Origin of the sequence: Agarivorans sp. B2Z047, from assembly GCF_023373605.1 — a bacterium.
GTDB classification, from domain to species: Bacteria; Pseudomonadota; Gammaproteobacteria; order Enterobacterales; family Celerinatantimonadaceae; genus Agarivorans; species Agarivorans albus.
This window is the reverse complement of the sequence record NZ_CP088080.1, coordinates 2,535,699-2,561,981: the sequence shown is the minus strand read 5'-3', so window position 1 is coordinate 2,561,981 and position 26,283 is coordinate 2,535,699. Positions and strand designations below refer to the sequence as shown.

The 26,283-nt window shown below is 43.0% G+C and carries 29 protein-coding genes and 1 riboswitch; of the genes, 15 read left to right on the top strand and 14 right to left on the bottom strand.

The window, feature by feature from the left end:
- Positions 1-5: 5 nt before the first annotated feature.
- Together LQZ07_RS11870 and norR are read right to left on the bottom strand one after the other, a co-directional pair.
- Positions 6-815 (bottom strand): fumarylacetoacetate hydrolase family protein, encoded by an 810-nt coding sequence (locus LQZ07_RS11870; protein ID WP_249483658.1) that lies wholly within the window; start codon positions 813-815, stop codon positions 6-8.
- Positions 816-870: 55 nt separating this feature from the next.
- Positions 871-2,445, bottom strand: a complete 1,575-nt coding sequence (norR, locus tag LQZ07_RS11865; protein WP_152782537.1) for a nitric oxide reductase transcriptional regulator NorR — start codon at positions 2,443-2,445, stop codon at positions 871-873.
- A 187-nt stretch (positions 2,446-2,632) separates the two neighbouring features.
- On the opposite strand from norR, the gene LQZ07_RS11860 reads away from it, so the two are divergent.
- From LQZ07_RS11860 to rhtB, 3 genes are all read left to right on the top strand, one after another.
- Positions 2,633-2,902, top strand: coding sequence for a hypothetical protein (locus LQZ07_RS11860; protein WP_016401063.1), 270 nt, complete (start codon positions 2,633-2,635; stop codon positions 2,900-2,902).
- Complete coding sequence (locus LQZ07_RS11855) at positions 2,902-4,101, top strand: NnrS family protein (protein ID WP_249483656.1); 1,200 nt, start codon at positions 2,902-2,904, stop codon at positions 4,099-4,101. The genes LQZ07_RS11860 and LQZ07_RS11855 overlap by 1 nt, the downstream gene beginning before the upstream one ends.
- Before the next feature lie 85 nt (positions 4,102-4,186).
- On the top strand, positions 4,187-4,804 hold the full coding sequence (gene rhtB, locus LQZ07_RS11850; protein ID WP_152782535.1) for a homoserine/homoserine lactone efflux protein: 618 nt from the start codon (positions 4,187-4,189) through the stop codon (positions 4,802-4,804).
- Positions 4,805-4,878: 74 nt separating this feature from the next.
- Here the strand turns inward: rhtB and LQZ07_RS11845 are convergent, their stop codons facing one another.
- Complete coding sequence (locus LQZ07_RS11845; protein ID WP_152782534.1) at positions 4,879-5,469, bottom strand: hypothetical protein; 591 nt, start codon at positions 5,467-5,469, stop codon at positions 4,879-4,881.
- Positions 5,470-5,780: 311 nt separating this feature from the next.
- Between LQZ07_RS11845 and LQZ07_RS11840 the strand changes: the two genes are divergently transcribed.
- On the top strand, positions 5,781-6,476 hold the full coding sequence (locus tag LQZ07_RS11840) for a glutathione S-transferase family protein (RefSeq protein ID WP_152782532.1): 696 nt from the start codon (positions 5,781-5,783) through the stop codon (positions 6,474-6,476).
- 67 nt (positions 6,477-6,543) lie between these two features.
- Here the strand turns inward: LQZ07_RS11840 and LQZ07_RS11835 are convergent, their stop codons facing one another.
- From LQZ07_RS11835 to LQZ07_RS11825, 3 genes are all read right to left on the bottom strand, one after another.
- Positions 6,544-7,101: a YbhB/YbcL family Raf kinase inhibitor-like protein gene (locus LQZ07_RS11835; protein ID WP_152782530.1), complete on the bottom strand. Its 558-nt coding sequence runs from the start codon at positions 7,099-7,101 to the stop codon at positions 6,544-6,546.
- Positions 7,102-7,186: 85 nt separating this feature from the next.
- On the bottom strand, positions 7,187-7,993 hold the full coding sequence (locus tag LQZ07_RS11830) for a helix-turn-helix transcriptional regulator (protein WP_152782528.1): 807 nt from the start codon (positions 7,991-7,993) through the stop codon (positions 7,187-7,189).
- A 36-nt stretch (positions 7,994-8,029) separates the two neighbouring features.
- Positions 8,030-8,425 (bottom strand): cupin domain-containing protein, encoded by a 396-nt coding sequence (locus tag LQZ07_RS11825; RefSeq protein ID WP_152782526.1) that lies wholly within the window; start codon positions 8,423-8,425, stop codon positions 8,030-8,032.
- Positions 8,426-8,593: 168 nt separating this feature from the next.
- Between LQZ07_RS11825 and LQZ07_RS11820 the strand changes: the two genes are divergently transcribed.
- Positions 8,594-9,064 (top strand): CreA family protein, encoded by a 471-nt coding sequence (locus LQZ07_RS11820; protein ID WP_016401071.1) that lies wholly within the window; start codon positions 8,594-8,596, stop codon positions 9,062-9,064.
- A 106-nt stretch (positions 9,065-9,170) separates the two neighbouring features.
- Here the strand turns inward: LQZ07_RS11820 and nagE are convergent, their stop codons facing one another.
- Positions 9,171-10,613, bottom strand: coding sequence for an N-acetylglucosamine-specific PTS transporter subunit IIBC (gene nagE, locus LQZ07_RS11815; RefSeq protein WP_152782523.1), 1,443 nt, complete (start codon positions 10,611-10,613; stop codon positions 9,171-9,173).
- Positions 10,614-10,897: 284 nt separating this feature from the next.
- Between nagE and nagB the strand changes: the two genes are divergently transcribed.
- From nagB to LQZ07_RS11790, 5 genes are all read left to right on the top strand, one after another.
- Positions 10,898-11,695 carry a glucosamine-6-phosphate deaminase gene (nagB, locus tag LQZ07_RS11810; protein ID WP_152782521.1) on the top strand — a complete coding sequence of 266 codons (798 nt, stop codon included), beginning with the start codon at positions 10,898-10,900 and terminating at the stop codon, positions 11,693-11,695.
- 9 nt (positions 11,696-11,704) lie between these two features.
- Positions 11,705-12,841: an N-acetylglucosamine-6-phosphate deacetylase gene (nagA, locus tag LQZ07_RS11805; RefSeq protein ID WP_227981367.1), complete on the top strand. Its 1,137-nt coding sequence runs from the start codon at positions 11,705-11,707 to the stop codon at positions 12,839-12,841.
- Positions 12,842-12,849: 8 nt separating this feature from the next.
- On the top strand, positions 12,850-14,067 hold the full coding sequence (locus LQZ07_RS11800; protein WP_152782519.1) for an ROK family protein: 1,218 nt from the start codon (positions 12,850-12,852) through the stop codon (positions 14,065-14,067).
- Positions 14,068-14,184: 117 nt separating this feature from the next.
- Entirely contained in the window at positions 14,185-15,723 is a 1,539-nt protein-coding gene (locus tag LQZ07_RS11795; protein WP_194164131.1) for an EAL domain-containing protein, read from the top strand.
- An 87-nt stretch (positions 15,724-15,810) separates the two neighbouring features.
- A complete protein-coding gene (locus LQZ07_RS11790; RefSeq protein ID WP_152782515.1) occupies positions 15,811-16,212 on the top strand; it encodes a hypothetical protein in 402 nt (133 codons plus the stop codon).
- A gap of 346 nt (positions 16,213-16,558) precedes the next feature.
- Here the strand turns inward: LQZ07_RS11790 and LQZ07_RS11785 are convergent, their stop codons facing one another.
- From LQZ07_RS11785 to LQZ07_RS11775, 3 genes are read right to left on the bottom strand one after another with little or no spacing between them, the layout of a single operon-like run.
- On the bottom strand, positions 16,559-16,801 hold the full coding sequence (locus LQZ07_RS11785; protein WP_016401077.1) for a FeoC-like transcriptional regulator: 243 nt from the start codon (positions 16,799-16,801) through the stop codon (positions 16,559-16,561).
- A complete protein-coding gene (feoB, locus tag LQZ07_RS11780; RefSeq protein ID WP_152782513.1) occupies positions 16,782-19,040 on the bottom strand; it encodes a Fe(2+) transporter permease subunit FeoB in 2,259 nt (752 codons plus the stop codon). The genes LQZ07_RS11785 and feoB overlap by 20 nt, the downstream gene beginning before the upstream one ends.
- The gene (locus LQZ07_RS11775) at positions 19,037-19,264 is read right to left on the bottom strand and encodes a FeoA family protein (RefSeq protein WP_152782511.1); all 228 of its coding nucleotides are present in this window, start codon (positions 19,262-19,264) and stop codon (positions 19,037-19,039) included. The genes feoB and LQZ07_RS11775 overlap by 4 nt, the downstream gene beginning before the upstream one ends.
- 201 nt (positions 19,265-19,465) lie before the next feature.
- Between LQZ07_RS11775 and LQZ07_RS11770 the strand changes: the two genes are divergently transcribed.
- The 3 genes from LQZ07_RS11770 to LQZ07_RS11760 all read left to right on the top strand — a co-directional run bounded on the left by LQZ07_RS11770 (position 19,466) and on the right by LQZ07_RS11760 (position 20,999).
- Complete coding sequence (locus LQZ07_RS11770; protein ID WP_152782509.1) at positions 19,466-19,798, top strand: translation initiation factor; 333 nt, start codon at positions 19,466-19,468, stop codon at positions 19,796-19,798.
- A gap of 33 nt (positions 19,799-19,831) precedes the next feature.
- Positions 19,832-20,007, top strand: a riboswitch (yybP-ykoY riboswitch).
- A 13-nt stretch (positions 20,008-20,020) separates the two neighbouring features.
- Positions 20,021-20,575, top strand: a complete 555-nt coding sequence (locus LQZ07_RS11765; RefSeq protein WP_152782507.1) for a TMEM165/GDT1 family protein — start codon at positions 20,021-20,023, stop codon at positions 20,573-20,575.
- Positions 20,576-20,639: 64 nt separating this feature from the next.
- Positions 20,640-20,999, top strand: a complete 360-nt coding sequence (locus LQZ07_RS11760; RefSeq protein ID WP_152782505.1) for a glutaredoxin — start codon at positions 20,640-20,642, stop codon at positions 20,997-20,999.
- Positions 21,000-21,048: 49 nt separating this feature from the next.
- Here the strand turns inward: LQZ07_RS11760 and fadR are convergent, their stop codons facing one another.
- Positions 21,049-21,765 carry a fatty acid metabolism transcriptional regulator FadR gene (gene fadR, locus LQZ07_RS11755; protein WP_016401083.1) on the bottom strand — a complete coding sequence of 239 codons (717 nt, stop codon included), beginning with the start codon at positions 21,763-21,765 and terminating at the stop codon, positions 21,049-21,051.
- 246 nt (positions 21,766-22,011) lie between these two features.
- On the opposite strand from fadR, the gene nhaB reads away from it, so the two are divergent.
- Positions 22,012-23,583: a Na(+)/H(+) antiporter NhaB gene (gene nhaB / locus LQZ07_RS11750; protein ID WP_016401084.1), complete on the top strand. Its 1,572-nt coding sequence runs from the start codon at positions 22,012-22,014 to the stop codon at positions 23,581-23,583.
- Between the two features lie 51 nt (positions 23,584-23,634).
- On the top strand, positions 23,635-24,144 hold the full coding sequence (gene dsbB, locus LQZ07_RS11745) for a disulfide bond formation protein DsbB (RefSeq protein WP_152782503.1): 510 nt from the start codon (positions 23,635-23,637) through the stop codon (positions 24,142-24,144).
- 55 nt (positions 24,145-24,199) lie between these two features.
- On the opposite strand, the gene LQZ07_RS11740 is transcribed toward dsbB, so the two are convergent.
- From LQZ07_RS11740 to LQZ07_RS11730, 3 genes are read right to left on the bottom strand one after another with little or no spacing between them, the layout of a single operon-like run.
- Positions 24,200-24,655, bottom strand: coding sequence for a YcgN family cysteine cluster protein (locus LQZ07_RS11740; protein WP_016401086.1), 456 nt, complete (start codon positions 24,653-24,655; stop codon positions 24,200-24,202).
- Positions 24,648-25,313: a fumarylacetoacetate hydrolase family protein gene (locus LQZ07_RS11735; protein ID WP_152782501.1), complete on the bottom strand. Its 666-nt coding sequence runs from the start codon at positions 25,311-25,313 to the stop codon at positions 24,648-24,650. Before LQZ07_RS11735 ends, LQZ07_RS11740 begins: the two co-directional genes overlap by 8 nt.
- 1 nt (position 25,314) lies before the next feature.
- Positions 25,315-26,280, bottom strand: a complete 966-nt coding sequence (locus tag LQZ07_RS11730) for a lytic transglycosylase domain-containing protein (RefSeq protein WP_249483654.1) — start codon at positions 26,278-26,280, stop codon at positions 25,315-25,317.
- Positions 26,281-26,283: the final 3 nt, after the last annotated feature.

Below are 26,283 nucleotides of genomic sequence, written 5' to 3'. Positions count from 1 at the left end.
GGTGTTTACTCTATTTGAGTAGACACCTTGCCTAGGCCTTCAATACTCACTTCTACTTGGTCTCCACTCTTTAGTGCCTTAGTTCTTCCCGGTGTACCAGTAAAGATCACATCATAAGCTTGCAAGCTTACATATTGGCTAATGTAACTAATAATATCCTCTACAGAGTGAATCATGTTCGCCGACGACTCTTGTTGAACGATATCGCCGTTTAGCTTAGTGGTCACTGTGAACTGGTTTTGAGCTGTAGTTTGAGTTATCCAAGGTGAAATGGGGGCAAAGCCATCGGCACCTTTAGCCCGCCACCATTGCAAATCTCGACCTTGCCAAGAGCGCTCGGTGAGATCGTTCCCTACTGTGTAACCAAATATACATTCTCTAGCATTTTGCTTAGATACCTTTGAGCAGTTTTGACCAATCACAACCACCAGCTCTCCCTCAAAATGCACATTTCGCGCATCCTTTGGGAGCTGCAACGGTCCTCCAATACTGAGAGAACTATATGACTTATAGAAAATTTCTGGCTTGCTGGCACCTGCATCTCCAGCATGGCTGCGATAGTTTAAACCCACTGCAAATACTGTGGCCGGTTTTATCGGCATTAAGTACTTAGCTGATGCCTCAGCCGATGTTTGACCATTAACTTGGCCTTCATCTAAAGGAGAAGCATTTAAGTGAAGTAGCTTATCACCATCGCGTTTAACCCAGGTTTTTACCCCTTCATGGTCAATTAACGCAAACTGGCTGGTTTGCTCAGCAATCGCTGGGCTTGAGAGTAGTAAAAGCGCGAAGCCTGTCGATAATATGTAATTCACAGTTCGTCCTTGATGTTAGGTGTCTCAGTAACTACGTACACAAGCAAACTATAGTTTAGCGTTTAACCACTTTGTCCACACTTAAACCCAAACGTTTTGCCAAGCGGCTTAGATTGGCTCTATCAACCCCTAGCTCTTTTGCTGCCGTAGACCAGCTTCCTTGGTGTTTTTCTAAACTCGCTGCTACCAAACTTTTTTGATACGCGTCTGTTGCTTGGCGTAAGTTAAAGCCAGCAGCAATGCTTGTAGGTGCAGTCGATTGATATGAGGAAGATTCTACAATATCAGCTGATTTAAGCTCACCGCAATCGGCAACGCTAATTCGTACAATAGCTTTACCACTTTGGTGAGCTCGCGCTTTTAGCGCTGCACGGCTAATTAGATGCTCTAATTCCCGAACATTGCCAGGCCAATCGTAGGCATTTAGATAAGCCACCAAATCACTTTGAAGTTTTATTTGTGGAATCCCCAATTTGCGTTTAACCAGCTCCACAAAAAAGCCCGCTAATAATTGAACATCCCCCACTCTCTCTCTTAAAGGTGGAACCAACACAGGGTAGACCGATAAGCGATGATACAAATCGGCGCGAAACCGGCCTTGCTCAACTTCCTTTGCTAAATCCCGGTTCGTGGCGGCAATCACCCGGACATCTACTTTTTGAATTTTGTCTTGCCCAAGCGCCTGCACCTCTTGGTTTTGCAATACTCGCAATAGCTTACTTTGGGCAGCCAAAGGCAACTCACCTATTTCGTCGAGAAAAATAGTGCCGCCATCAGCAATGCTAAATTTACCGGCGCGGTTTTTATCGGCGCCAGTAAACGCGCCTTTAACATGGCCAAATAGCTCACTTTCAATCAAATTGTCAGGTAAGGCCGCGCAGTTCACATGCACTATTGGCGCTTTGTAACGAGATGATTGAAGGTGCAAAGAGCGGGCAACTAGCTCCTTACCTACACCGGTTTCCCCTTGGATCAAGATAGTAAAATCAGATGGTGCCACCAAGGCAATTTCCTGTTTGAGGCGTTTCATCACTGGGCTTTCACCGACAATTTCATCACTGTTGTGATGCCAAGCTGCTTGATTTAGTTCTTCCAATACTTGTTGCGAATGGTGAGCTTGCTGTTCCAGTAGGTCTAAGGTTAAGCCTGTATTAAGGCTAGCAGCCGCCATGGCGGAAATTACTTCAAGTGTTCTATTGGGAATGTCATCAAATACTTCAGGCGTAAAGCTATCTAAGGTAAGCACGCCAATTAAGCTTTGATCAAAATACAAGGGTAACCCCATACAGGCATGAACAGGTAAATCACCTTCTCGGTCGATCAACAAGCCATCATAGGGATCGGGTAACTCACAGTTAGCCGGAAAACGCACCGGCATACTGGAAGCACAAATTTGTTGAAAGCGCGGATGTTCCGACAGATAAAAGCGCCTACCTAGAGTATCTCGGCTAAGCCCTTGCAGCGTAAGAGGAGTGAGTTGCTCACCTCTTACTGCAAGCAGAGCCACTGCATCACAAGCAATGGTTTTTCGCACGGTATCCAGTAACCGGTCGAATCGATCTTTACTACTAAGATTTTGCGCTAAATCTAAAGCTAACTCGATTAAGGCTTTTGAAGATATATCTGACATTACAACTCCTCATTTATACCTATAGTAGTCAAAATGACAAAGAATATCTACGTGTCATTATGACACCATCATTTCAAGAGTCGGCGAATTCACTGGTCTTAGCGGCTTTAAATAGTTGGTATGAAGATTGCGAAGTACTTTTGTAAACGAGAAATGAATATCAAATAGCTAGTATCAGGAGAATGCCATGAAACACTTTCCTTTATTCGTAGATTCAAACAAACCAAGTGCTTTTCGCCAATACATGCGTTGCATAGTGGGTGGAAACTGGTTAATGCTAGTCTCACTGCTTGTGATCATTTCATCCATTATCATTTCCTACCCCTTAGCACAGGCTTTTTCTATTCCAATGCAAATTACTGCACACATATCTACCATTGTATTTGCTGGCGTATTAAAAGTTGGTTACGTGTTACGCTGCGTAGGATTTAACGAACTTGGTCAAGAGGTTATATAGTGATTAAAATTGCTGAGCCAGATACAAACGATACAGCACAACATTGGCATCAACACCCAATCTTCGAATTAGCCTTTCGCCCTTTCTTCTTGCTAGCAGCCTTTAGCTCGGCACTTAGCTTGGCGCTTTGGATATTATTACTAAACGGCCATATGCTAATTGGCCATAGTGGGTTAAGTCCGCATGTGTGGCATGCTCATGAAATGCTAATTGGCTTTGGCACTACCGTAGCAGTTGGCTTCATTCTTACTGCAGTACAAACCTGGACCGGCCAGCCCAGCATAAAGGGAAAAGCGCTGGCTGCTTTAGTAGCACTTTGGTGTTTAACTCGTATTGCCTTTTACATAAATACTGCCGAAAGTGCGGTACTGGCGACCATCTTACAAGGCCTTTGGTGGCTAGCTGTTGTAATCATCTATAGTAAGTTGGTATTTGCTGCGCAAAATCGACGTAACTACATCTTTATTGCACTGCTTTCGGTAATGGGTTTAGTCAACTTGCTTATATTAGGCGGTGATTTAACAGCAAACAGTGGCCTGGCGCTGCATTTAAGCCGAGCCATGGTTTTATTGTTTACTATTATGATGGCGTTAGTGGGCGGCAGAGTTATTCCCTTCTTTACCGTTCGCGGCGCGCAAACTGCCCCCATCGAATGCCCAGCATGGATCAATCGCTTGGTAGGTCCATTAGCAATTGCAACCACTGCGGCTTTTATTGCTAGCTATTTTGTAAATACCTATCAACTTGTACCACTAAGTTTAATGTTACTTGGGCTGTTTCACTTATTACGCTTAGCTTACTGGCGCAGTATTAACACCCTAAAAGTGCCGCTGTTATGGTCGCTACACATATCGTATTTGCTTATGGCCTTGGGGTTAATTGCTCTTGGCGCGAGCTATTACCTAACTTCACTAAGCTTTAGCAATGCGCTGCATATCATTACCATTGGAGCCATTGGCTTAATGATTTTTGCCATGATGAGCCGGGTATCGCTTGGCCATACCGGCAGAACATTGATCATCAAGCCGATTATTAGCATTGCGTTTATCCTCTTAGTAGCGGCTACTTTAATACGCACTTTTTTGCCCCTTGCTGATGCTTTGTTAGCTTGGAATTTAAGTGCAGGACTTTGGATAATCACGAGTTTGATTTTCTTGGCGGTATATTTGCCAATATTGTCTTCTAAACGCCAAAGCTAAACAATTTACGGCAAGCTCTAGACGCCCTTAGGCTATTCTGCGATATTGCAGCAATGTTTAAGGGCTTCTTCACAAGGATTTCCCCATGTTGCTCAGTGTATGGCTCACCTTTGTAGCTGCTTGTATTGTATTTAGTATTTCACCAGGAGCTGGCACAGTAGCCACTATTAGCCATTCATTAAGTGGTGGTTTTAAACAGGCATGTAAAAACATAGCTGGCTTACAACTAGCTTTGGTTACTCATCTACTTATTGTGTCGATTGGTTTAGGCGCACTGTTAGCGTCTTCAGCGATAGCGTTCACCGTAGTAAAGTATCTAGGCGCAGCCTACCTTCTTTATTTAGGCATTAGTAAATTCTTTGAGAAATCAGTAGCGCTAACTGGAAAAGATGTAGCCGTTAAATCCAGCTCACAACTTATCAAACAAGGGTTTATCGTTAACTTAATGAACCCAAAATCAATTATTTTTCTTGCTGCATTTTTACCGCAGTTTGTTAATCCAACCCAAGATATGACCGGCCAGTACCTGCTTTTAGGTCTTACAGTAGTAATGATTGATTGCGCCGTGATGTTTAGTTATGCCACCTTAGCTTCGGCGGTAAAACCATGGTTAGGAAAAGCGAAGTTTGTAGCCTTGCAAAATCGTGTATTCGGCTCGCTGTTTGTAATGATGGGCATTGCGCTGGCTCGCGTAGAACGCTAGTAAGTATGTCCATCAAATAATAAAAAAGACGCTATGAAGCGTCTTTTTTTATTTTAAGCGAGAGAAGCAATCAATTAAGTACGTTTATAACAACGTAACAACACCAAACTTAAACCAACCAACATTAATGGCCAAGTAGGCGGAGCTGGTACAGGTGTTGCTGCGGTATAAGAAAGCGCGTCAAAACCGTAAACCGCTGAACTACTCCCTGATCCAACCAATGAAAAGGATCTTAACGCTGTATCACTAATCAAGCCGAAAAAGGTACTTTCATACCACACATCGGTAATCTTTAGCGCTTCATCGATTATGTGGCCTGCACTATCCAAATAATCCAAATGAGATGAGTTAAGCTCGTTCAAATCAAAGCCAAGTGCAAACACATCGTGTTCAAAATCAATGGTGAAAGTATTTGATTCAAAAATACTAAGGGCTTTTGCGCCCTCACTAACTAAACTACTAGTGCTTCTATAACGGTTCGCACTAATCGTTAAGTCTTCGTTCAGCAAAGCTGGATCATTGAATCCTTCAAAGGCTAACTCTGCACCAGCAGCATTTTCAAATGCAGCTCGATCGGTATAAGCAATAAACCCAGCATGGGCTTGCTGCGTTAGTCCAAGCACAGCAGCAAAAACGAGTAGCGTATATTTCATTCTATTCAGCATATAAGGTCCATTTAACAGGGTACGACTTCCATTTCAGCCCGATATACTAAACTAAAAAGACTGTTGAGCAAGTCGTTATTTCAAACTCATGTAGGCCATAAACCCCTAATTTTATTAAGGTTTAAACTTACCCTATGTTAAGCAGATGGTTCGTTTATAGTTCTTAAGCGTTGATTCGAAGCAAAAATCAGCAATGGATGGCATAAGTTTAAAACTAGTCTTTTGGTGTACCTAAATAGATAGCGAATAAAATTCGTCTTTTTCTCATCTGGTTCGTCTTATAAGTAATTCACCAATACGATGAGTACATCATGATTAAAATTGTTAGCTTTAAAATTTGCCCATTTGTTCAGCGCGTCACTGCAGCTTTAGAAACTAAAAACATAGCTTACGAGATTGAATACATTAGCTTGAAAGACAAACCGCAGTGGTTTTTAGATATTTCACCTAATGGGCAAGTTCCCGTTCTAGTAACAGAGAACAATACTGCGTTATTTGAGTCAGACGCCATTATTGAATACATCGAAGATGAATTTGGTTCCATAGAAGCTGATGTTACTAACGAGCAGCGAGCCATGGAGCGAGCATGGAGTTACTTAGGTTCAAAGCACTATTTAACCCAGTGCGGCACAATGAGCAGCAAAGACAAAACCACCTTTGAAGAGCGCAGTGAAAAACTAATTAAAGCCTTTAGCAAAGTAGAAGAAAAGTTGTCTGGAACAACGGCTTTCTTTAAGTCTAACCATGTAAGTAAAGTTGATATCGCTTGGCTACCGCTGCTGCACCGCGCTGACATTATCAAACGAAAAACAGGCTTCGACTTATTAGAAGGCTTACCCAAAGTCCAAGCTTGGCAATTCAACTTGTTAGCTACAGGCATTGCTGAGGCTAGTGTTGCGCAAGATTTTGAAGAGCAATTTAGCAACTTTTATCTTACTAAAACTTATCTAGCTGGCTATACCAAAAGCAAAGCTAAGGAGGAACCTGTGGGCCTTACCGCCAGTTAGCGAGGGTCGCATTAATCGTTGCTCTTAGATTCATCGCTAAGAGCAACAGTGCAGAAAGCAAACTCGATTATTCACGCTGGTATAAAGCTTCAATGGTGCTCGACTCTAAGGTATTGGCATTAATCATATAACCGGCCAAGGCCCCCGAGGCTCTTGTTGGTAAATCTAGTTTTTCAACCGACAGGGCATGCAAGGTAAATCGGTAGCGATGCATACCATGTCCTTTTGGAGGGCAAGCTCCGCCAAATGCCTCAACACCATAGTCGTTTTCAATCTGACGGCTACCACTTGGCAGTATCTTAGATTCGACACTACCGGCATTACTTGCCAAGGAACGGGTACCTAAGGGGATATTAACTACCTGCCAATGCCACCAGCCACTTCCGGTCGGTGCATCTGGATCATAGGCAGTAATGGCAAAGCTTTTGGTGCCTTTAGGTGGATTTTTCCAGGAAAGCTGCGGTGACATATTCCCCCCAGTACAACCAAACCCGACAAACTCTTGCTGCTTGCTCATTAGCTCTCCATGGCTAATGTCATTACTCGACAAGCTTAGACTCTCAGCCATAGCTATGTTGCACCCGATTAGTGAAAAGAAAACAGTTGCGGCAGATAACGCTCTCATAATAAATCCCTTAAACAAATAATGAGGAGTCATCATAGAACTTACCTAATTACATAATTAGCGCAAAAACCGTCAAGTTATCGCCTTATTCGTTCATTCGGGTTTTTCTTAATTCTCGAGGGGTTAGGCCGAAGTATGCTTTAAATTTGTCGGTAAATCGAGATTGCGAGTGGTACCCACACTGCTCTGCTATTAAACCTATCGGTTCGACACTGGTTTGTAATAAATGCAGAGCCAAGCTCATACGAGAACGATCTTTAATTGCTTGTACACTGCTACCTTCAAGCTTGAGCTTACGGCGCAATGTAGATTCGCTCATCGCCAGCTTTTCACAAATGGCTTTAGTTGATAAATCTTTAAAACCACTTTTCGTAAACAACTCGTGCAGCCGATGCGATACTTTGTTTTTGCTTCGCATCATAGCCACTTGTTGATAACCAAGGTGATAAAGTAAGGCCAATATTTCTCGCTTCCTTAAAGACAATATCTGCTGATTTGCCCAACTACTGCATTCAACAAACTGTTGTAAACTTTGCCTTAATGGGACTGGTATTTTGTCTGCAAAGTAGTCTTTATCCGGCTGTTCTCCAATCGGCAACTCTTCAAAGTCTTGGTAATCAAACTCTATTAACAAAGCGAAATACAACTTAGCCTTAGGAATATTTCGCATGTTTATGGCTGGGCTGTCCGACAGAAAAATAAAATGGTCAGCCGGACAGTTAATTTTATTGTCGCCACCAAGTTGCTTGTCTCCGCTTAACACCACAATCAACAAGGGTTTGCTAATAGGTACATTGTGCAATTGCTGTTCTAACACCGAGGAGTATACCGAAAAAGGCAAATCACTCGATTGTTGCATCGCTTTTCTAATACTAAAAAGCAGATTATCCATTGCTGGCATCCTTGTTTAATTAACTCGCAAGCAAGCTTATTGGCTGAAAGCTGGCTTAATTACTTGGTGATCGGTTGGTTGAGGCGTTACCGTCATTACTTTTACCGCTTCGGGTGTTTCAAAGCGGTGCCATAGATTTTGCGGAACCACCGCTAACTGCCCCGCACTTAGCGCGATACGTTGTTCACCCTCTTCCTGTAACAAAATAAGCGAGGTAGAGCCTTCGATAATTTGAACAATTTCATCACCTTCTGAATGTCGCTCCCATTCGCTATTGCCAGCATAATGGCCAATGTAGATGCCGCCATTGCGATATGCAGATAACTCAGAAAATACGCCTGCTAAGTCTTCTGCTGTAGATTCCGGCCGACGATCACTTACAAAACGAAGTTGTTTAAATGCTTCCGATAAGGTAACCACTTTTATAGGCATAATTATTCCTTGAAAGCTGCCAAATCTAACTTCGCTAGAAAGTGCATAACATCATGAAATTTGCAGCTACTGTAAGTTAATAGCAATTAGCGTTATTTGCTAAATGCGTCCAAGCTTAGTAGCGTACTAAGATACTGTAACGAGACATAAATTTAAAAAAGTGATTTTATGAAAAAGATCCTTAGTACCATTCTGGCCTGCGCCCTACTCACTGCTTGTGATAGCAATGAAGTCGCCGATGTATCTTTAGGCTTACTTACCACTAAAGACATTAAAATCAGTGTATTGAAGGATCCGTTAATCGACGGAGTGACCTGTCACATCGCTAATGTAGAAGCCGATCTAGACTTTGCAGACCCCAGCGATATGTCTATATCTTGTCGCCAAACTGGCGAAATCACCCCAGCGATGTTAGCTAACATAGATAAAAGCAAATCTGGTGAAGTGGTATTTAAAAAGTCGAAAAGCATTTTGTTCAAATCACTCAAAATACGCCGAATTTTTGATGAAGAATCACAAACCCTAATGTATTTGTCTTACTCAACCAAAGAAACATCGGGCAGTTACAAACATAGCTTGTCTACAGTACCGCTATGGGGAACCAAAGCCTATGCCGAACCTGCTGCAATAACTCAGTAACCAATACAAAAATCAATATAAAACAGTCACAAAAAAGGCCCTCTAATGAGGGCCAAACACTATCACCACAATAGCAGTTAAGGACGACTGCTTTTTCCTTGCTCTTTTATTTGGCCGCCAATAGCTTCAGCTCATTGGCAACAAATTCTACGTGTGGACCAATCACCACTTGTACCGCCGTTTTACTTGGAATAATAACGCCAGGTACATGTTTTTTAAGTTCATTTACATTTACTTGGTCACTATCTTTCACTTCTAAACGAAGACGCGTTGCGCAGTTATCAACTAGCACTACATTGTCGGTACCACCTAACATTGTTAGTACTAAGTCGGCTGTATCGCTGTGCGAACCACCTACACTTAAGCTAGCTTCCTCTTCAGTGGCATCTTCACGCCCCGGCGTTTTTAGGTTCATTTTGATGATCATTGTTTTGAAAACAAAGTAGTAAACTGCAAAGAATACTAAGCCTTGTGGAATCAACATGTACCAGTTGGTAGCAAGCGGATTGCGTGATGACAACACCATATCAACCAAACCAGCACTAAAGCCAAAGCCCGCCATCCATTGCATAGACGCAGCAATAAATACCGAGATACCAGTGAGTAAGGCATGTACAACGTAAAGTACTGGAGCTACAAACATAAAGGCAAACTCGAGCGGCTCTGTTACACCGGTGAAGAACGAAGCTGTAGCAGCGGCAATCATAATTGAAGCAACTTTAGTTTTGTTCTCAGCTTTAGCGGTGTGATAGATAGCTAGCGCCGCCCCTGGTAATCCAAACATCATAATCGGGAAGAAGCCCGCCATGTAACGGCCTGTTTCTCCAGGCACAGCATCAGAAGCAACACTCAAGAACTTACCTAAATCGTTAATGCCGGCCATATCGAACCAGAACACAGCATTTAGTGCATGGTGAAGGCCAATTGGAATGAGTAAGCGGTTAAAGAAACCGTAGATACCCGCGCCTACCGAGCCCATACCGGTAATACTCTCACCAAAAGTAACTAGGCCACCAAAAATTAACGGCCACAGGTACATTAATACAAAGGCCACCACAATACCGGCTACCGAGGTAAGAATAGGAACTAAACGCTTACCACTAAAGAAGGACAATGCTTTATGCAGTTCAACTTGATAAAAACGGTTATACAGTTCGGCCGCCATAATACCGCTGATAATACCTACAAATTGGTTTTCGATTTTAGAAAACGCCAGTGTGCTTGCGTCACTTAGCGTTACCAAGCCAATTTGTTCTACGGCTCCCGGAGAAAGCAAAGTGGTTATTACCATGTAGCCAACAAAACCGGCTAGCGCAGCAGCACCGTCTTTGTCACGAGACATACCATAGGCAATACCAATAGCAAACAGTACCGACATGTTGTCGATAATAGCAGCGCCAGATTTAATCAAAAATGCAGCCAGCGCGCTATTACCGCCCCAGCCGTTCGGATCAATCCAATAACCTATTCCCATTAAAATGGCTGCTGCTGGTAGCACAGCAACGGGCACCATTAAGGCTCGACCAATTTTTTGTAAATAGCTAAACATAGTATCCCTCGTTATGGTTATTAATAACCAAGTTCAATTTTCCAGTAGCGTTTGCCTATTCGAGCTTGGTGCATCATTGGTTATTTCGTTGATTAATGATCCGCCAAGAACTTAATTCGCAGTGTAAATAATAAAAATTCACGCGCAAATAAAGAACCGCAAAAATGCGACACAAGCACGAACAATAGAGACTAAAACAGGCTGTTTATCACAAAATATCGAAAACTTATTTTTCAAAGAGAATTATATTGCTAAACTAAGCCTAAATTTAGTGGAGAACGATCATGAGATTAATACCATTACTCGACAAAAACCAAGTAGGACGATGGTCCGCCCTTTATATCGCAGAGAAAATTAAGTCCTATAAGCCTACAGCTGAGCGCCCATTTGTATTAGGTTGCCCTACTGGAGGTACGCCGCTAGCTACTTATCAACACTTAATAGAGCTGCATAAACAGGGTGTACTAAGTTTTGAGCACGTTGTAACGTTTAATATGGATGAATATGTTGGGATCCCTAGTGACCATCCAGAAAGCTACTACAGCTTCATGCACAACAACTTTTTCTCGCAGATAGACATACCTGCAGAGAACATTAACTTGCTCGACGGTAACGCCGAAGACTTAGAAGCAGAATGCGCCAGATACGAAGCTAAAATTAAACAATACGGAAAAATAAACTTGTTTATGGGTGGCGTAGGTGTTGACGGGCATATCGCTTTTAACGAACCGGCATCGTCTTTGGCCTCAAGAACGCGGGTTAAAACCCTTACCGAAGATACCCGTATGGTTAATTCACGCTTCTTCGACAGCTTAGAGCAAGTACCAAAACTGGCGCTTACGGTAGGAGTGGGAACTCTACTTGATTCAGAAGAAATTCTTATATTGGTGACCGGACACAACAAAGCCCAAGCGCTAGAAGCCGCGGTAGAAGGCAGCGTAAACCACCTTTGGACTATTTCTGCCCTACAACTTCATCCGAAAGCGATGATAGTATGTGACCAACCTTCCACTATGGAATTGAAAGTAAAAACAGTACGTTACTTTCATGAGCTGGAAGCCGAAAACATCAAGAATATTTAGGATAAGCCAATGATGTACGCCCTAACCAATGCACTAGTGTTTGATGGTTGTGAATTGCTAAACGGCTATTCGGTGCTTGTTGATAACAACAAAATCAGTTCGGTGGTGCCTAACCAACAAGTATCGCCACAAATTAGCAGCGTAGACTTAAATGGCTCGGTACTTTGCCCAGGTTTTATCGACCTACAGCTAAACGGCTGTGGCGGAGTAATGCTTAATGGCGACTTCTCTAGCACCAACTTAGAGCGTATGCATCAAACTAATTTAAAAAGTGGTGCGACTAACTTCATGCCTACCCTTATCACCACCAATGATGAGGAAATGGAGCAAGCGGTTAACGTTTCTAGAGAACACAGCAAAAATAGCGGCACAGTTAACTTAGGTCTTCACTTAGAGGGCCCCTACTTAAGTGTTGATAAAAAAGGCATTCATAGCGAGAAGCTGATCCGTCAACTTAACCAACAACGATTACGCTTTTTGCTCGACAATCATGACGCGGTTAAAAAGGTCACCCTTGCGCCTGAACAGGTTGAGCTAGCTAGCATCTCCGCACTTAAAGAAGCAGGCATCTTGGTCTCTTTAGGCCATACCAACGCAAACTACCAGCAAGCAAGCGACGCCATTAATGCCGGGGCTGGCTTTGCCACTCATTTGTTTAATGCCATGAGCCCAATGACCGGGCGAGAGCCAGGTGTACTTGGCGCTATATTTGACCACAACCTCTACGCAGGCATCATCGTAGATGGCCACCATGTGTCAAACGCCAATGTGCGCATCGCAAAACGATTATTGCGCCACAAGCTATGTTTAGTTAGTGACGCAACCGCTGCAGCTGGCGCTGATATAAGCAGCTTTGATTTTGTTGGACGTAAGATCACAGTTCAAGATGGGATTTGCTTTGGTGATGATGGTACACTCGGCGGTTCTGCTTTAACCATGATTGAAGCAGTAAAAAACTGCGTACAATCAGTAGGTTTATCTCTTCGAGACAGTTTAAGAATGGCTTCTTTGTACCCAGCAACTGCTATTAACAGGGATCACGACCTAGGCAGAATCAAGGCAGGTTACACCGCAAACTTAACCGCGTTTGATCAGGACTTTAATGTCACCCTTGCAATTAGCGATGGCCAATTGACTCAGTTTTAATCAAAAAGATGAATGACAAATTAATCGTAAATGTAGATAAAGTTAAGCAGGTAAATACTGCTGCAGTATATGGCATGATTGACCAACAAGGGCCAATCTCGCGTGTGAAAATTGCGGAGCAGAGCCAACTAGCTCCGGCCAGTGTGACAAAAATTACCCGCCAACTGCTAGCAACAGGCTTAATAAAAGAAGTTGCCCAACAAGCCTCCACCGGGGGGCGTCGCGCTATTTCTTTAATGGCAGAGCAAGGCAGTTATTACTTTATCTCGGTACGATTGGGTCGTGGTGCTTTAGATATTTCACTGTTTGATTTAAGCGGGGTATCTCATGCCCACGACAAACTCTCAGTAAACGAACTTGAGCAAGGTCCGTTAACCCAAGAGTTACTCGACAAAATTGCCAGCTTTATTGAACAGCATGTTAGTGAACAAAAGCAGCTTATTGCGGTAGCAGTAACCTTGTCAGGCTTAGTTAATCCCGGTGAAGGCATTGTGGTTTATACCCCACATTACCAACTACGCGATTGCCCATTAGGTGAAATGATAGAGAGCCGTTTTGGTTTACCCGCTTATATCGGTAACGATACGCGTGCGATGGCTTTAGCAGAACATTACTTTGGCGCGACCAAAGACTGTTTAGACTCGATACTGATTACCGTACATAGCGGTACTAGTGCGGGCATCATTGTTAATGGTCAGGTATTTATGAGCCAACACCGCGATGTTGGCGAAATTGGTCATATTCAAGTCGACCCACTAGGCCAAAAATGTCAGTGTGGCAATGTAGGTTGTCTAGAAACCATTGTATCGAACACCGCCATTGCCGCTCGTTTGCAAGCGCTAATTGAGCAAGGTAGCCCAAGTATTCTGGAAGCCGGCTTTACCATTGAAGACGTATGTTTTGCGGCTAAACAAGGCGACATGTTATGCCGACAAGTACTGCAACGTGTTGCCACAGTATTGGGTAGCAGCATTGCGATTGCCATTAACCTGTTTCACCCGCAAAAAATTGTTTTAGCGGGTGAAATAATGGCCGCTGAAGACATTTTATTGCCCACCATCAAGCAATGCATTCAACATCAAGCCTTAAGCTCTTTTGCTGATGCCTTGCCAGTGCAAGCGGCGCACTTTCAAAACAATCCGACCATTGGTGGCCTAGCACTAGTGAAGCGTGCCCTACTCGACGGCAGCCTGTTAATCCGCTTAATCAATCAAAAGCCGGAATAAGCATTCAAATATAGCCCTACAACTAATCTAGAAAATGGAACTTAAAACATTGTAAAGCATAGGAATGATTGATGTTTTTATGCTTTACTTGTGAGGTCTATGCAAAAGGATTGGTTAATGCGGATATTCTCACCTCGAACCGTTGTAATCAGCAGCGGATTTTTCACCTGCGCTCTGATGGTTTACATTGCCTTAATGCTGCTTTCAGCAGATATTAGTGAAAGCCAACGCCGCTACGCCCACAATACTATTTCTCTGACTCAAACAGTTATTTATGATTCCCTTCAAGCTTTAGACGACCTTGAAAAACTAGATATAAATGATTGTAGCGAAGCTTCCCTCACTAAGATGCGCCAAACAGTATACTTAAGTAGTTATATTCGCGATGTCGGTTTACTAGAAGACGATCACCTTCTTTGTACTAGTGTTGGCGGCTTGCTCGAAGAGCCAGTAGCTTTAGATCCTCCGTCTTTTTCTACCTCACTAGGCTTTGATATTTGGCTTAATACACAGCTCATCATATTTGATTATCTGCACTCTGGAGTAGTGATTCGCAGGGGCGACTTTAATGTTGTGATCGATAACAGCACCTTTGCGCCGCTCGAATATGGTGATAATCAATGGGAGTTAGTATCGAACAGGAGAGAAAATGCCATTCACCTCACCGGCACCCAAGGTATATATAAAGACACCGACACCTTGGTTTATGAGGAAGTCACCGACAACTATCACTATTTTCACAGCTGTAGTGAAAACTATGATTTTTGTATCGCCCTAAGCCTTTACAATTACACGCTTATTAAAAACAAAACTTGGTTTTTATTCTTCTCGTTAATGTTCAGCCTTGCCTTTGGGATTTTAGCAAGCATCTGCTCCGAAACATTATTCAAGCGTCACAGCAGCACCAACGCTCGACTTCGTCGAGGTTTACGTAAAAAGCATTTTTATTACCAAATTCAACCTTTGGTGGACTTAAAAACCAAACGAGTGATTGGCGGTGAGGTATTGGCGCGCTTTAAGGATCCGCTTGGCGCGCTTTATCCAGACCAATTTATTGGTGAGATCCGCGCCTTAAAACTCACGTGGCCGTTTACTTTATTGGTGATGAAAAATGCGCTAAAGGACTTGCAAGCCAGCGGTGTAATACAAAGTGATTGCAAAATTAGCTTTAATATTTTCCCTAATGACGTTGAAAACAACAACATCAACGAGTTAAAAAACTTACAAGAGGTAAAAGACTTCGCGGGCAACATAACCTTAGAGATAACCGAAGACTTGCAACTAGACAGCCTGGTAGCAAACCAAAATATAAACCAAGTCATTAAACAAGGTTTTGAAGTTGCCATTGACGACTTTGGTACCGGCTACTCTAACCTTGCTCAACTAAAAAACTTTCGCTGCCAATACTTAAAAATAGACAAAAGCTTTGTATTTGATTTAGAAGCTGGCTCTATCCGCTCTTCGCTAGTGCCACACATGGTAGATATTGCTCATAAGTCTGACTTAAAAGTAATTGCCGAAGGCATAGAAAATATTATGCAGAGCAAAGTGTTAGAAGATTTAGGTGTTGAATATGGTCAAGGCTGGATGTTTGGCAAACCAATGCCAGTGAAGCAGTTTGTCGAAGCTTATCAACGCACTAACAACAGTGGGTAGATTACAGCTCCTCAACTCAAACTGCTTAGCTCTAACCAGTTTTAAAGTAAGCTTTTACCTGTAGACCTGCAACTTAAAGGAACATAGATGAGTGAATCAGCTCCGGTTGATGATTTTGAGAAATCTAGAAATATAAAAACAATAGTCATCCAGTTATTGCTGGGAATTGTTCTTGTTGCGGTTTTCTATGTGATATACACGGGGCTGATGTTAATCACTCCGGAATTTGCAAAAATACATAGAAACTTTGGTGTTGAGCTTCCTAGTTTTACAGAGTATATCTACAAAAACTATATGTATTACCCTATATTCTATTATCTCGCAAAGGTGACTTACAGTAGCTATTGCTTAAGCCTTCTCTTTCGTTCGCCTAGTTGGAAGGTATTTAAGCGAGTTACCATTTTCAATATACTTCTATGTATCGTAGTAGTGGTGGTAACCATTACTAGTATTTACTATTCAACCTTTACCATCGGAGCCGCAATATAGTTTAAAGCTAGGCTGGCAAGATTTAACGATAAAAGCCACAGGCTAGAGTTACAAACATGACGATAAATAATTACAGGCTCTATGCCGACAAAAACATCTTCTACTATTCAACGTTTGAAGATGCTAAAAAGGCTGCAACAAAATTCATACCTGAACGGACTACCCTTCGGATCGAAGTATTAGTTGAAGTTCAGTCTTTTGAAGCTGATTTCTGGGCTTATGAATATGATAACAATAGATGGGTGCCATCTTGAAGCCCTAGGAAACTAAATACATTTAAGATATATAGAACAAAGAAAAGGACAACTTACTGCTGTCCTTTTTTGGTCTAAGTTTGGGTATAGATTTAACAGGTTACGCCAATGCTATTGTCATTTTGCCAGTAAAGCTGCCACTGCTCTTCACTAGCGCTACAACCACAGCCTTTATTACATGAGCCGAGTTTAACAACTCGCAACTTATGGCGCTTAACCCACGGCTGTAGCATAGCTAGCGCGGCGTCATCGCTAAGCGAAAAATGCTTAGCGACTTGGTTTAACAACACACCGGGGTTCTCTTCAATATAGCTTTTAAGCGCTTGTAGTATCATAGTGCTCAGCCTTTTGACGCTTTAAAAACAGTACCCAAACACTTAGTACAATAACCATTGCCAATAACAATACACTGCCTGAAATGGGTGTTTGTTGCCATGTTGCCGCTTGGTAATAAATAGTAGCGGTGCAGTAAGCTAACAAGGTCGACCATACGCCAATTAATCTTGCCCATTTTAGTCCAAGCTCTTTGACCAAAGCGCCCATCGCCGCTGCACAAGGCATGTACAACAAAATGAACAACATAAACGATACAGCTGAAGCTTGGCTAAAGTGTTGAGACAACTGTGACATAGTGCCTAGATCTACTTCATTGATTTCTGCAGCGCTAGCTACATCTTCAGCTTCTTCAATAGCAATGCCCAGTGGGTCGCCATAATTAAGGTCGTTAAAGTTATCGACAATGCTTTGACCGGCTTCTTGGAAACGGCCTAAGTAAGTCCATGCTTCAGCCTCTTCTTCAGGATCTGCATATAGACTGTTTAAAGTGCCAATTACAGCTTCTTTAGCAAACAGGCCGGTTACAATTCCTACAGTGGCTGGCCAGTTATCTTGCTCGATGCCCATGGGGCCAAATACCGGCGTAACAAACTGGCTAGCGCGGGCTAATATCGAGTGCTCTTGACCTTCAGCATCCAACTCACCGCCGGTGCCAACGTGATTAAGAACACTTAATATCGCTACCACTAAAACAATGGTTTTACCGGCGCCAACGATAAAGCCTCGCACTTTTTGCCAAGTAAGCAATAGTACCCCAAACACTGTTGGGAACTGATAGTCTGGCAGCTCTAATACCGAGTCTTGAGCGGTGCCAGGTAGCAGAGTGTACTTAAGCAGCAAACCGGTAATAATCGCGGCGATAATGCCCACAATATAAAGAGCAAACACCATGTTCTGCCCTTGCTCGGGGAAAAACGCTGCAACAAACAAGGCATATACTGGTAAGCGTGCACCACAAGACATAAACGGACTCATTGCTGAGGTAAGCACCCGTTCACGGTGTTTTTCTAGTACTCGAGTAGCCATAATGGCCGGCACGGTACAACCAAAGCCCATTAGCATTGGCACAAATGCTTTACCAGGTAAGCCGATAACTTGCATAGCGCGGTCTACAACGAAGGCTGCACGCGCTAAGTAACCTGAGCTTTCTAACAAGGCTAAAAACAGATACAAACAAGCAATTACAGGAATAAAGGTTGCTACGGTTTGTATGCCTACCCCTACTCCGCTCGCCAATACAATGCTCGCCCATTCTGGCGCACCAACACTGCCTAACAGTTCGCTCACGCCATCAACAAAAATAGTACCCGCTGTAATATCGAAAAAATCGATAAACACCGCGCCACCGTTAATGGCAAACATGAACATTAAGTACATAACACCTAAAAAGGCCGGAATACCTACCCAACGGTTAAGCAATACTTTATCTAATAGCTCGGAATAATCGCGGCTTAGCTGGCCTTTCTTACTGATACAGCTTTGGGTAAGTTGGTAGATAAAGCTATAACGGCTGTCAGCGAGCTCTAAATCAACGTCAGTCGTTGTAAATTGGCCTAGCGCTTGGCCCACATCTAGCTGTAAATCAGGGTCTAGTTGCTCGGTTAACCATGGATCATGCTCAATTAAGCGCAGAACTTGCCCTTTATTTAAGTCAAGCTTTTGCTGCCACTCGGTGGTAAAGGCTTCAATTTCCGATGGGTATTCCAAGCTTAAAGCGGGAGCTTGCTGGGCTTGCTCCATTAATTTTGGCAAGTTGCGCTTAAAGTCATTCACTTGCTTTCTAGAGGTGGCTGACAAGCACACCACAGGCAAATTAAACTGTTCGCTAAACTGCTTCACCTTAATATTAAGTAGCTTAGCTTTAGCTGTGTCCATTTTATTTAGCACCAACACCACTGGTAAGCCAAGCTCCTTAAGCTGAATGCTTAAATATAGGCTACGCTCCACAGCGCTGGCATCAATCACATTAATTACTAGGTCTAGTGGCTCAGACTGCAAAAACTCACAAGCAATTCGTTCATCTAATGAGCTTTTATCAAGCTGCGGGTCAATGTTGTACACACCGGGTAAGTCTACAACTTCTGCTTGCCAGTCGGCTTGGCGGATCCAGCCAGACTTTTTGTCTACAGTTATCCCGCTAAAGTTACCTACTTTTTGTTTACTGCCGGTTAAAGCGTTAAACAAGGTACTTTTACCGCTATTAGGATTACCTACGGTGGCTATCATATGTTTGTTCATAGACTATCCACCTCAATCGCTTTTGCTTGGCCATTACTTAGCGCAAGGTTGATTCCAGGTGCAGATACTTGGATAGGATCCCCAAGTGGAGCGCGCCTTACAATGGTTAAGGTCGTATTGGGTAAAATACCCAACGACATAAGCTTTTTGCGCATTGCGCGCGGTAAGCCATTTAAGCTCAATATTTGCGCCTTTTGACCAGTGGCTATTTCATCCAATGACATGGAACCTCCATACCTAAGTCTAAATAATAATGATTTTCATTTGATTTCATTGTGCGACACACATCACTGTTCCGTGTTGATCTAAATCAAACGCTCATAGATAGCTTTGTATTTTTGTGAGAAATATTTATCGCTATTTTTTGAAACCGTCTGAATAAATACGCTACCATCAGCACAACTTACGTATAAGGTAGATTGAAGATGTCATTCAAAGACCAACTTTCGCAACTGGTTTACTCAACAGACCAAGGCCGCATTGAACCAGAGCAGCAAGCTGAACAAGTGCCAGAAACAGACGGTACTATTAAGCTGCGTAGAGAAACTAAAGGCAGAAAAGGCAAAGGGGTTACCTGCTTAACTGGCTTTGGTTTAGCCGAAGCAGAATTAAAAACCTTATGTAAAGACATGAAAAAACATTGCGGCATAGGTGGCAGCGTAAAAGATTACGTTATCGAGATCCAAGGTGACCAACGCGACAAGCTAGAGGTTTGGCTTAAGCAGAAAGACTACAAAACTAAACGCATCGGCGGCTAAACCATTGCCTTTAGTGGGGCTTTTGGGTATATTCAGCGCGCTTTTGGGGAGTAGCTGCCCGTATCAATAAGGTATGGGGCATTTATCAACATACTTAGTGCTCATCACTATGGTAAATGCAGCCTTTATTGGCCTAGCAAGACCAAATGCACATTAACGCCATAAAGAGGTGAGCTGCGTTGTGTGCATTGGTTTATCTGCTCGCCTCATACAAGAAATCCAATGGAAGCTTTATTCACTTCAATTACTGCCGTAGCCATTGCCGAGATAGGCGATAAAACTCAACTGCTTGCTCTTCTGCTCGCCTGCAAATTCAAAAAACCTCTGCCAATTATTGCCGGTATTATTATCGCAACTCTACTTAACCATGCAGCCGCAGCTTGGTTTGGCTCGTTAGTGCAGCAATGGCTAAACCCTGAGATTTTACGTTGGCTAGTTGGCTTATCATTTATTGCCATGGCGCTTTGGGTATTAGTGCCAGATAAAATAGATGAAGACGATAACAAACTACTCAAATACGGCCCCTTTTTGGCCTCGCTCATCTTGTTTTTTATTGCCGAGATTGGCGACAAAACCCAGGTTGCGACTGTGATTTTAGCAGCCAAGTATGACTCGATGTTTATGGTAATTACCGGCACTACTATAGGAATGTGCTTAGCCAACGTGCCAGTAGTGCTGCTGGGTAAGCTTGGCGTAGAGAAATTGCCTATGACTCTAATTCACCGTGTTACTGCTATTTTGTTTTTGGTGCTGGGCATTACTACATTGGTGTTTTAGTAAGGCTTTTGCTGAGCACAGATTGTGTTAAACTCAGCCGCAAATTGTTAGCAAGGTTGTAATAATGAAACTAGTTCGTTGGATTTTAGGCCGCATTATATTGTTACTTAACGCAGTATTTTCTCCTAAGGGCGTAAAAAGAAGTGCTGAGGAGCAGGCTGTCATTGATCAAAAAACCCAAGGTTTACACCTTTATCAGTTGCCGGCTTGCCCATTTTGCGTAAAAGTACGTCGCTCGATGAAACGTAATGGTTTAAGTATTGGCTTACGCGATATTAAGGCGCAGCCAGAATATCTTGAAGAGTTGGTGGCCCAAGGCGGTTCAAGAAAAGTGCCTTGTCTACGCATTGAAAATGGCGACAAAGTAGAATGGTTATACGAGTCTAACGACATCATTAACTACCTAGAAGCCAAGGTAGCTTAAAACCAAAAAGCTCCGCAATGCGGAGCTTTTTACTATTAGCTGCAAAAACTTAGTCTGCTTCCATAATATCACTTGGCATGGTTTCACGCAGGCGCTTCCACACTTCACTAGTAGCAATACCGTAACTACGCACTACCTGCAGCGCTTTATCGTGTTCGCCGCTATCGGCCAACGTGATGAGCTCTTGATAGAAATTATCAACTAAGGTGCGTGCTTGAGGGTCGTCAAAGTAGTATTTACCAACGCTTTGATACATGCCTCTAAAACCATTTAAGATAAGCGCGTATAAAGGATTGCCCGACGCAAAAGATAAACCGTGTAACACTTGGTAATCAAACTCAGCGTAAGCTTCGCCAGTTTGTTCAAGTTGTTTGTATTGCTCTATAAGTTGGCGACTTTTCTCGGGATTGTTTTTTAGGGCACCACGAATAAAAATCACACTAATGTTGGTTCTTGCTGATAACAGTTGCTCAAACAACTCAGGCACACCATCGGTATCTAATCGGGCTAAAGTTTCCAAAATATTCAGCCCTGCGGTTTCCCAAAAGTTGTTCACCTTAGTGGGTTTGCCGTGCTGAATAGTTAACCATCCATCTCGCGCTAAGCGCTGAAGCACTTCACGCAAAGTGGTGCGGGTTACACCTATTAACTCAGATAATTCTCTTTCGGCGGGTAAAATTGTGCCAGGAGCAAAACGGTTATTCCAGATAGATTCAATGATGTATTGTTCTGCGAATCCCGCTGGACTTTTTGCTTTAATTACCATTATTTACTCAGTCTATTTTCGTTTTTATTGTATCGATAATAACAAACCATTAACTAAAGCTAAAGCAAGTGGTTTGAGCTCAAACCTCCAAATTTGAAAATCTCTTGACTATTTTTATCGACACTTGAATAAATTTGATATTTTCGGTTGTTCAACTACCAAAGCCGCGTGAGATCACATACAATCGCGCACGAGTTTTCGTAGGGGAAACTCGACCTGCCATTTGAACAACAATGAGATTTCAGGATGAATACTAGTCTTTCTAGTGCTTTTGCTAAGAATTTTCTTGGCAATGCACCTTTGTGGTATAAAAAAGCCATTGTTTTATTTCTAATCATTAACCCCATCGTTTTCTATATCAACCCGTTTGCTGCAGGCTGGTTACTAGTTATCGAATTTATTTTTACTCTTGCGATGGCGTTAAAATGTTACCCGCTTCAGCCGGGCGGCTTGCTAGCCATTGAAGCAGTAGCAATAGGCATGACATCCTCTGAAACCGTTAAACATGAATTAGTCGCCAACTTCGAAGTAGTGCTGCTATTGATTTTCATGGTGGCCGGTATTTTCTTCATGAAACAACTGCTGTTGTTTGTTTTCACCAAGATGCTTATCAAAATTAAAGACAAAGCCATTTTGTCTTTAGCCTTTTGTGCAGCCGGCGCCTTTTTATCAGCTTTCTTAGATGCCTTAACCGTAATTGCTGTAGTCATTAGCGTAGCTATTGGCTTCTACAGCATTTATCACAAAGTGGCATCTGGCAAAGATTTTCACCAAAAACATGACCACACTGGCGATGACTTAAGCAGTGATGACTTAGAAGGCTTTCGCGCATTCTTACGTAGCTTAATGATGCATGCGGGTGTAGGTACCGCATTAGGTGGTGTATGTACCATGGTAGGTGAACCGCAAAACCTGATCATTGCTGACCAGTCTAGCTGGCAGTTCTTCGAGTTCTTCCTGAGAATGGCACCGGTATCTCTGCCTGTTTTAGTATGTGGTTTGATTACCTGTTTTGCGTTAGAAAAAATTGGCAAGTTTGGCTACGGTAGCCAGCTACCAGTAAATGTTCGCCAAATTCTTACCGACTACGATAAACACGAAGATCAAAAACGCACTAACCGTGACCGCGCTAAGCTAATTGTTCAAGCAGTTATTGCTGTATGGTTAATCATTGGTCTTGCACTGCACTTAGCCGCTGTTGGCTTAATTGGTTTATCGGTGATTATTCTTGCTACTTCATTTACCGGCATTACCGAAGAGCATCAGCTAGGTAAAGCCTTTGAAGAGGCCCTGCCATTTACTGCCTTGTTAGCGGTGTTTTTCTCTATTGTTGCGGTAATTATTGACTTAGAACTATTTAAACCAGTGATTCACTGGGTGTTGTCGATTGAAAACGAAGGCCAACTAGTTGCTTTCTATATTGCAAACGGCTTGCTGTCGATGGTCAGTGACAATGTATTTGTGGGCACGGTTTACATCAACGAAGTGAAAACAGCTTGGTTGGAAGGACAAATCACCCGAGATCAATTCGACATGTTAGCGGTTGCGATTAACACTGGTACTAACCTACCGTCGGTTGCCACGCCAAACGGTCAAGCGGCCTTCTTATTCTTACTTACGTCGTCGTTAGCTCCATTATTACGCTTATCTTACGGCCGCATGGTTTGGATGGCGCTGCCTTACACCTTTGTACTTGCTGGTGTTGGTTTGTTGTGTGTGGAATACGCGCTTATTCCTGCGACTCAATACTTCTACGATATGGGTTGGATCAGCCATCACGTTGCAGGAGCGGCATCGGCGGTTTCTGCTGGACATTAAAAATAAAAACGGCGATGCTTGCATCGCCTTTTTTTATCGGAGTTTCTGATTATGCTCAACTTTTTAAGCAGCATGCCGTACCAACGTAAACCTTGGTTTCTGCTTTTTATTGGTAGCTTATCACTAGAATTGTGTGCCTTATTCTTCCAACACGTAATGAAGCTTGACCCTTGTGTTATGTGTATTTATGAGCGTGTAGCCATGTTTGGCTTAATGCTCGCTGGTCTCATTGGATGGATAGCCCCACAAAACCTTATTATTCGCTTAACAGCATTTGGAATGTGGATAGTAAGCGCAGCTTGGGGCTTACAGCTGGCTATTACTCACACCGATTATCAAATGAATCCTAACCCATTCGCGACATGTGACTTCTTCGCTAACTTTCCGGAATGGGCGCCATTAGATAAGTGGGTACCTTGGTTATTTAACCCAACAGGCTTCTGTGACAAGATTTCATGGATGTTCTTAGGTTGGTCTATGCCACAGTGGCTAATCTTGATATTTGCGGTGTTCTTAGCTGCTGGTGTAATATTCTTTGGCCTACAATGGCGCAAAAAATAACTCACATTAAAAAGCCCGCTTAAAGCGGGCTTTTTATTTGTGCCAATAACCAGAACTACTCACATTCATCTAAAGGCCAACGCACAATATAATCTTGAGAAGGGCCGGTTAATTGTGTTTCGCAAACAATCTTACCGCGTACCGATGCCCCTCGTTTATGCATTTCAGAGGCTTTGCCTTTATTAAGCAGCGGATGCCATTGTGGCAAAGGTTTACCTTCAATCAAACGCTTATAAGCGCAACTTGGCGGCAGCCAATGAAAGGCATCAATATCATCTAAGCTTATTTTTACGCAGTCGGGCACTTTAGCAAAACGGTTTTCATAATCACTGCATCGACAGCTTTTACTATTAAGCAATACACATGCGATGTTGGTGTAATAAAGCTCATCGGTGTCTTCGTCTATCAACTTCGACAAACAACATTTTCCGCAGCCGTCACACAATGACTCCCATTCTTGGGCATTCATCTGCGCCAAGGTTTTGGTTTCCCAAAATCTTACTTCACTCACTTATTACAACCTCTGTTTCTAGCTCTATATCGGCAACGGTTAATGCTAGTTTATCTCCAGCTTCTAAAGGCCCAACACCAGCAGGAGTGCCAGTAAGTAGCACATCCCCCGCTTGTAGACTAAAGCACTGAGAGGCTTCAATTAACAACATCTCAATGGTGCGGATCATTTGTTGACTACTGCCCTGCTGTTTTACTGCACCATTTTGTTTTAGCTGCAAGCTAACGTCGGCTAATTCACTTAAGCAAGTAATTGGTTTAAAGGCGCTAAGCACACAGCTTTGATCAAAAGCTTTGGCTCGCTCCCAAGGGTGACCACGTTGCTTTAGCTCTAGCTGAATATCTCGAAGGGTTAAATCTAAGGCCGCAGCGTAACCCCAAACTGCATCATTTAGCTCAGCTTTAGAGGCATTTTTTAGCGGCTTGCTAATTAATAAGGCTAGCTCTAATTCATAGTGCACGGCTCCCAAACCTTTGGGAATAGCAACACCATTATCAAAACTTACAAAGGCACTAGGCGGCTTGTTAAACAACACTGCTTGTTTTACCGGAGCGCCGCCCATCTCTTGCATATGTGCAACATAGTTTTGCCCAACACATACGGCTTTACTAGGCCTTAGTGGTATTGCATTGCCTTCGTTATCAACATGCTGATACATATCAAAACACCGGTGGGTAAGAAATACGGTCAGCCAAAGTGCCAACCGCTGCCACGAAATAGTGTGAGCGATTCCACTTCATTAGCACCCGATAGTTATCATAAGCGAGGTAGGCACGACCTTGCGCATCATCAGGTTGAACAATAGAAGCGCTAATATCACGTGTAGGTAAATCGCTGCCGTCGTAACGGCGAACGCCTAGAGCTTGCCATTCGGCTAAAGTTTTAGTGATGTTTAATCCCGAATTGCTTGCATCATAATCTTTAGGAAGCTGAACTTGGCGCCCCCAGGTTAGATCATCACTCCAGCCGCTTTGCGCCAAATAATTTGCAGCAGAGGCTAAGGCGTCAGCGGTATTGTTCCAAATATCACTATTACCATCGCCGTCAAAATCTTGCGCGTAAGCGAGAAACGAGCTTGGCATAAACTGCACTTGGCCCATTGCGCCAGCCCAAGAGCCTTTCATTTTGTTCGGCTCAATATGACCAGCATCTAAAATACGAAGCGCATTCATTAGTTCTTTTTTGAAAAACGCTTCGCGACGCCCTTCAAAAGACATGGTTGAAAGCGCAGACACTACATTGTAGTTACCAGTAAACTTACCAAAATTAGATTCTACGCCCCATAAGGCAATGATAAATCGAGGCTGCACCTTATACTTTTTTTCTATCTCTTTTAGCAAAGGGTAATGCTTTTTGTATAAAGCCCGCGCTTGTTGCACCTTCCAATCGGGAACGGCTCTCGGCAAGTAAGTGTCTAAGGTAAGTTTAAACTCTGGTTGTTGCTTATCTGCCTTTACCGCACGTTGGTAAAATTTAGTATTAGCGAAAGCTGCATCAATGGTTTGCTGAGATATCCCCTGCTCTGCCGCTTCTAATTTAAGTTGTTCAACGTAGTTATCAAAGCCCGGTTCAGCGTGTAACGAGAAGGCAGCCGAGAAGAGCACCGCACTGATAATTTTTTTCACTAA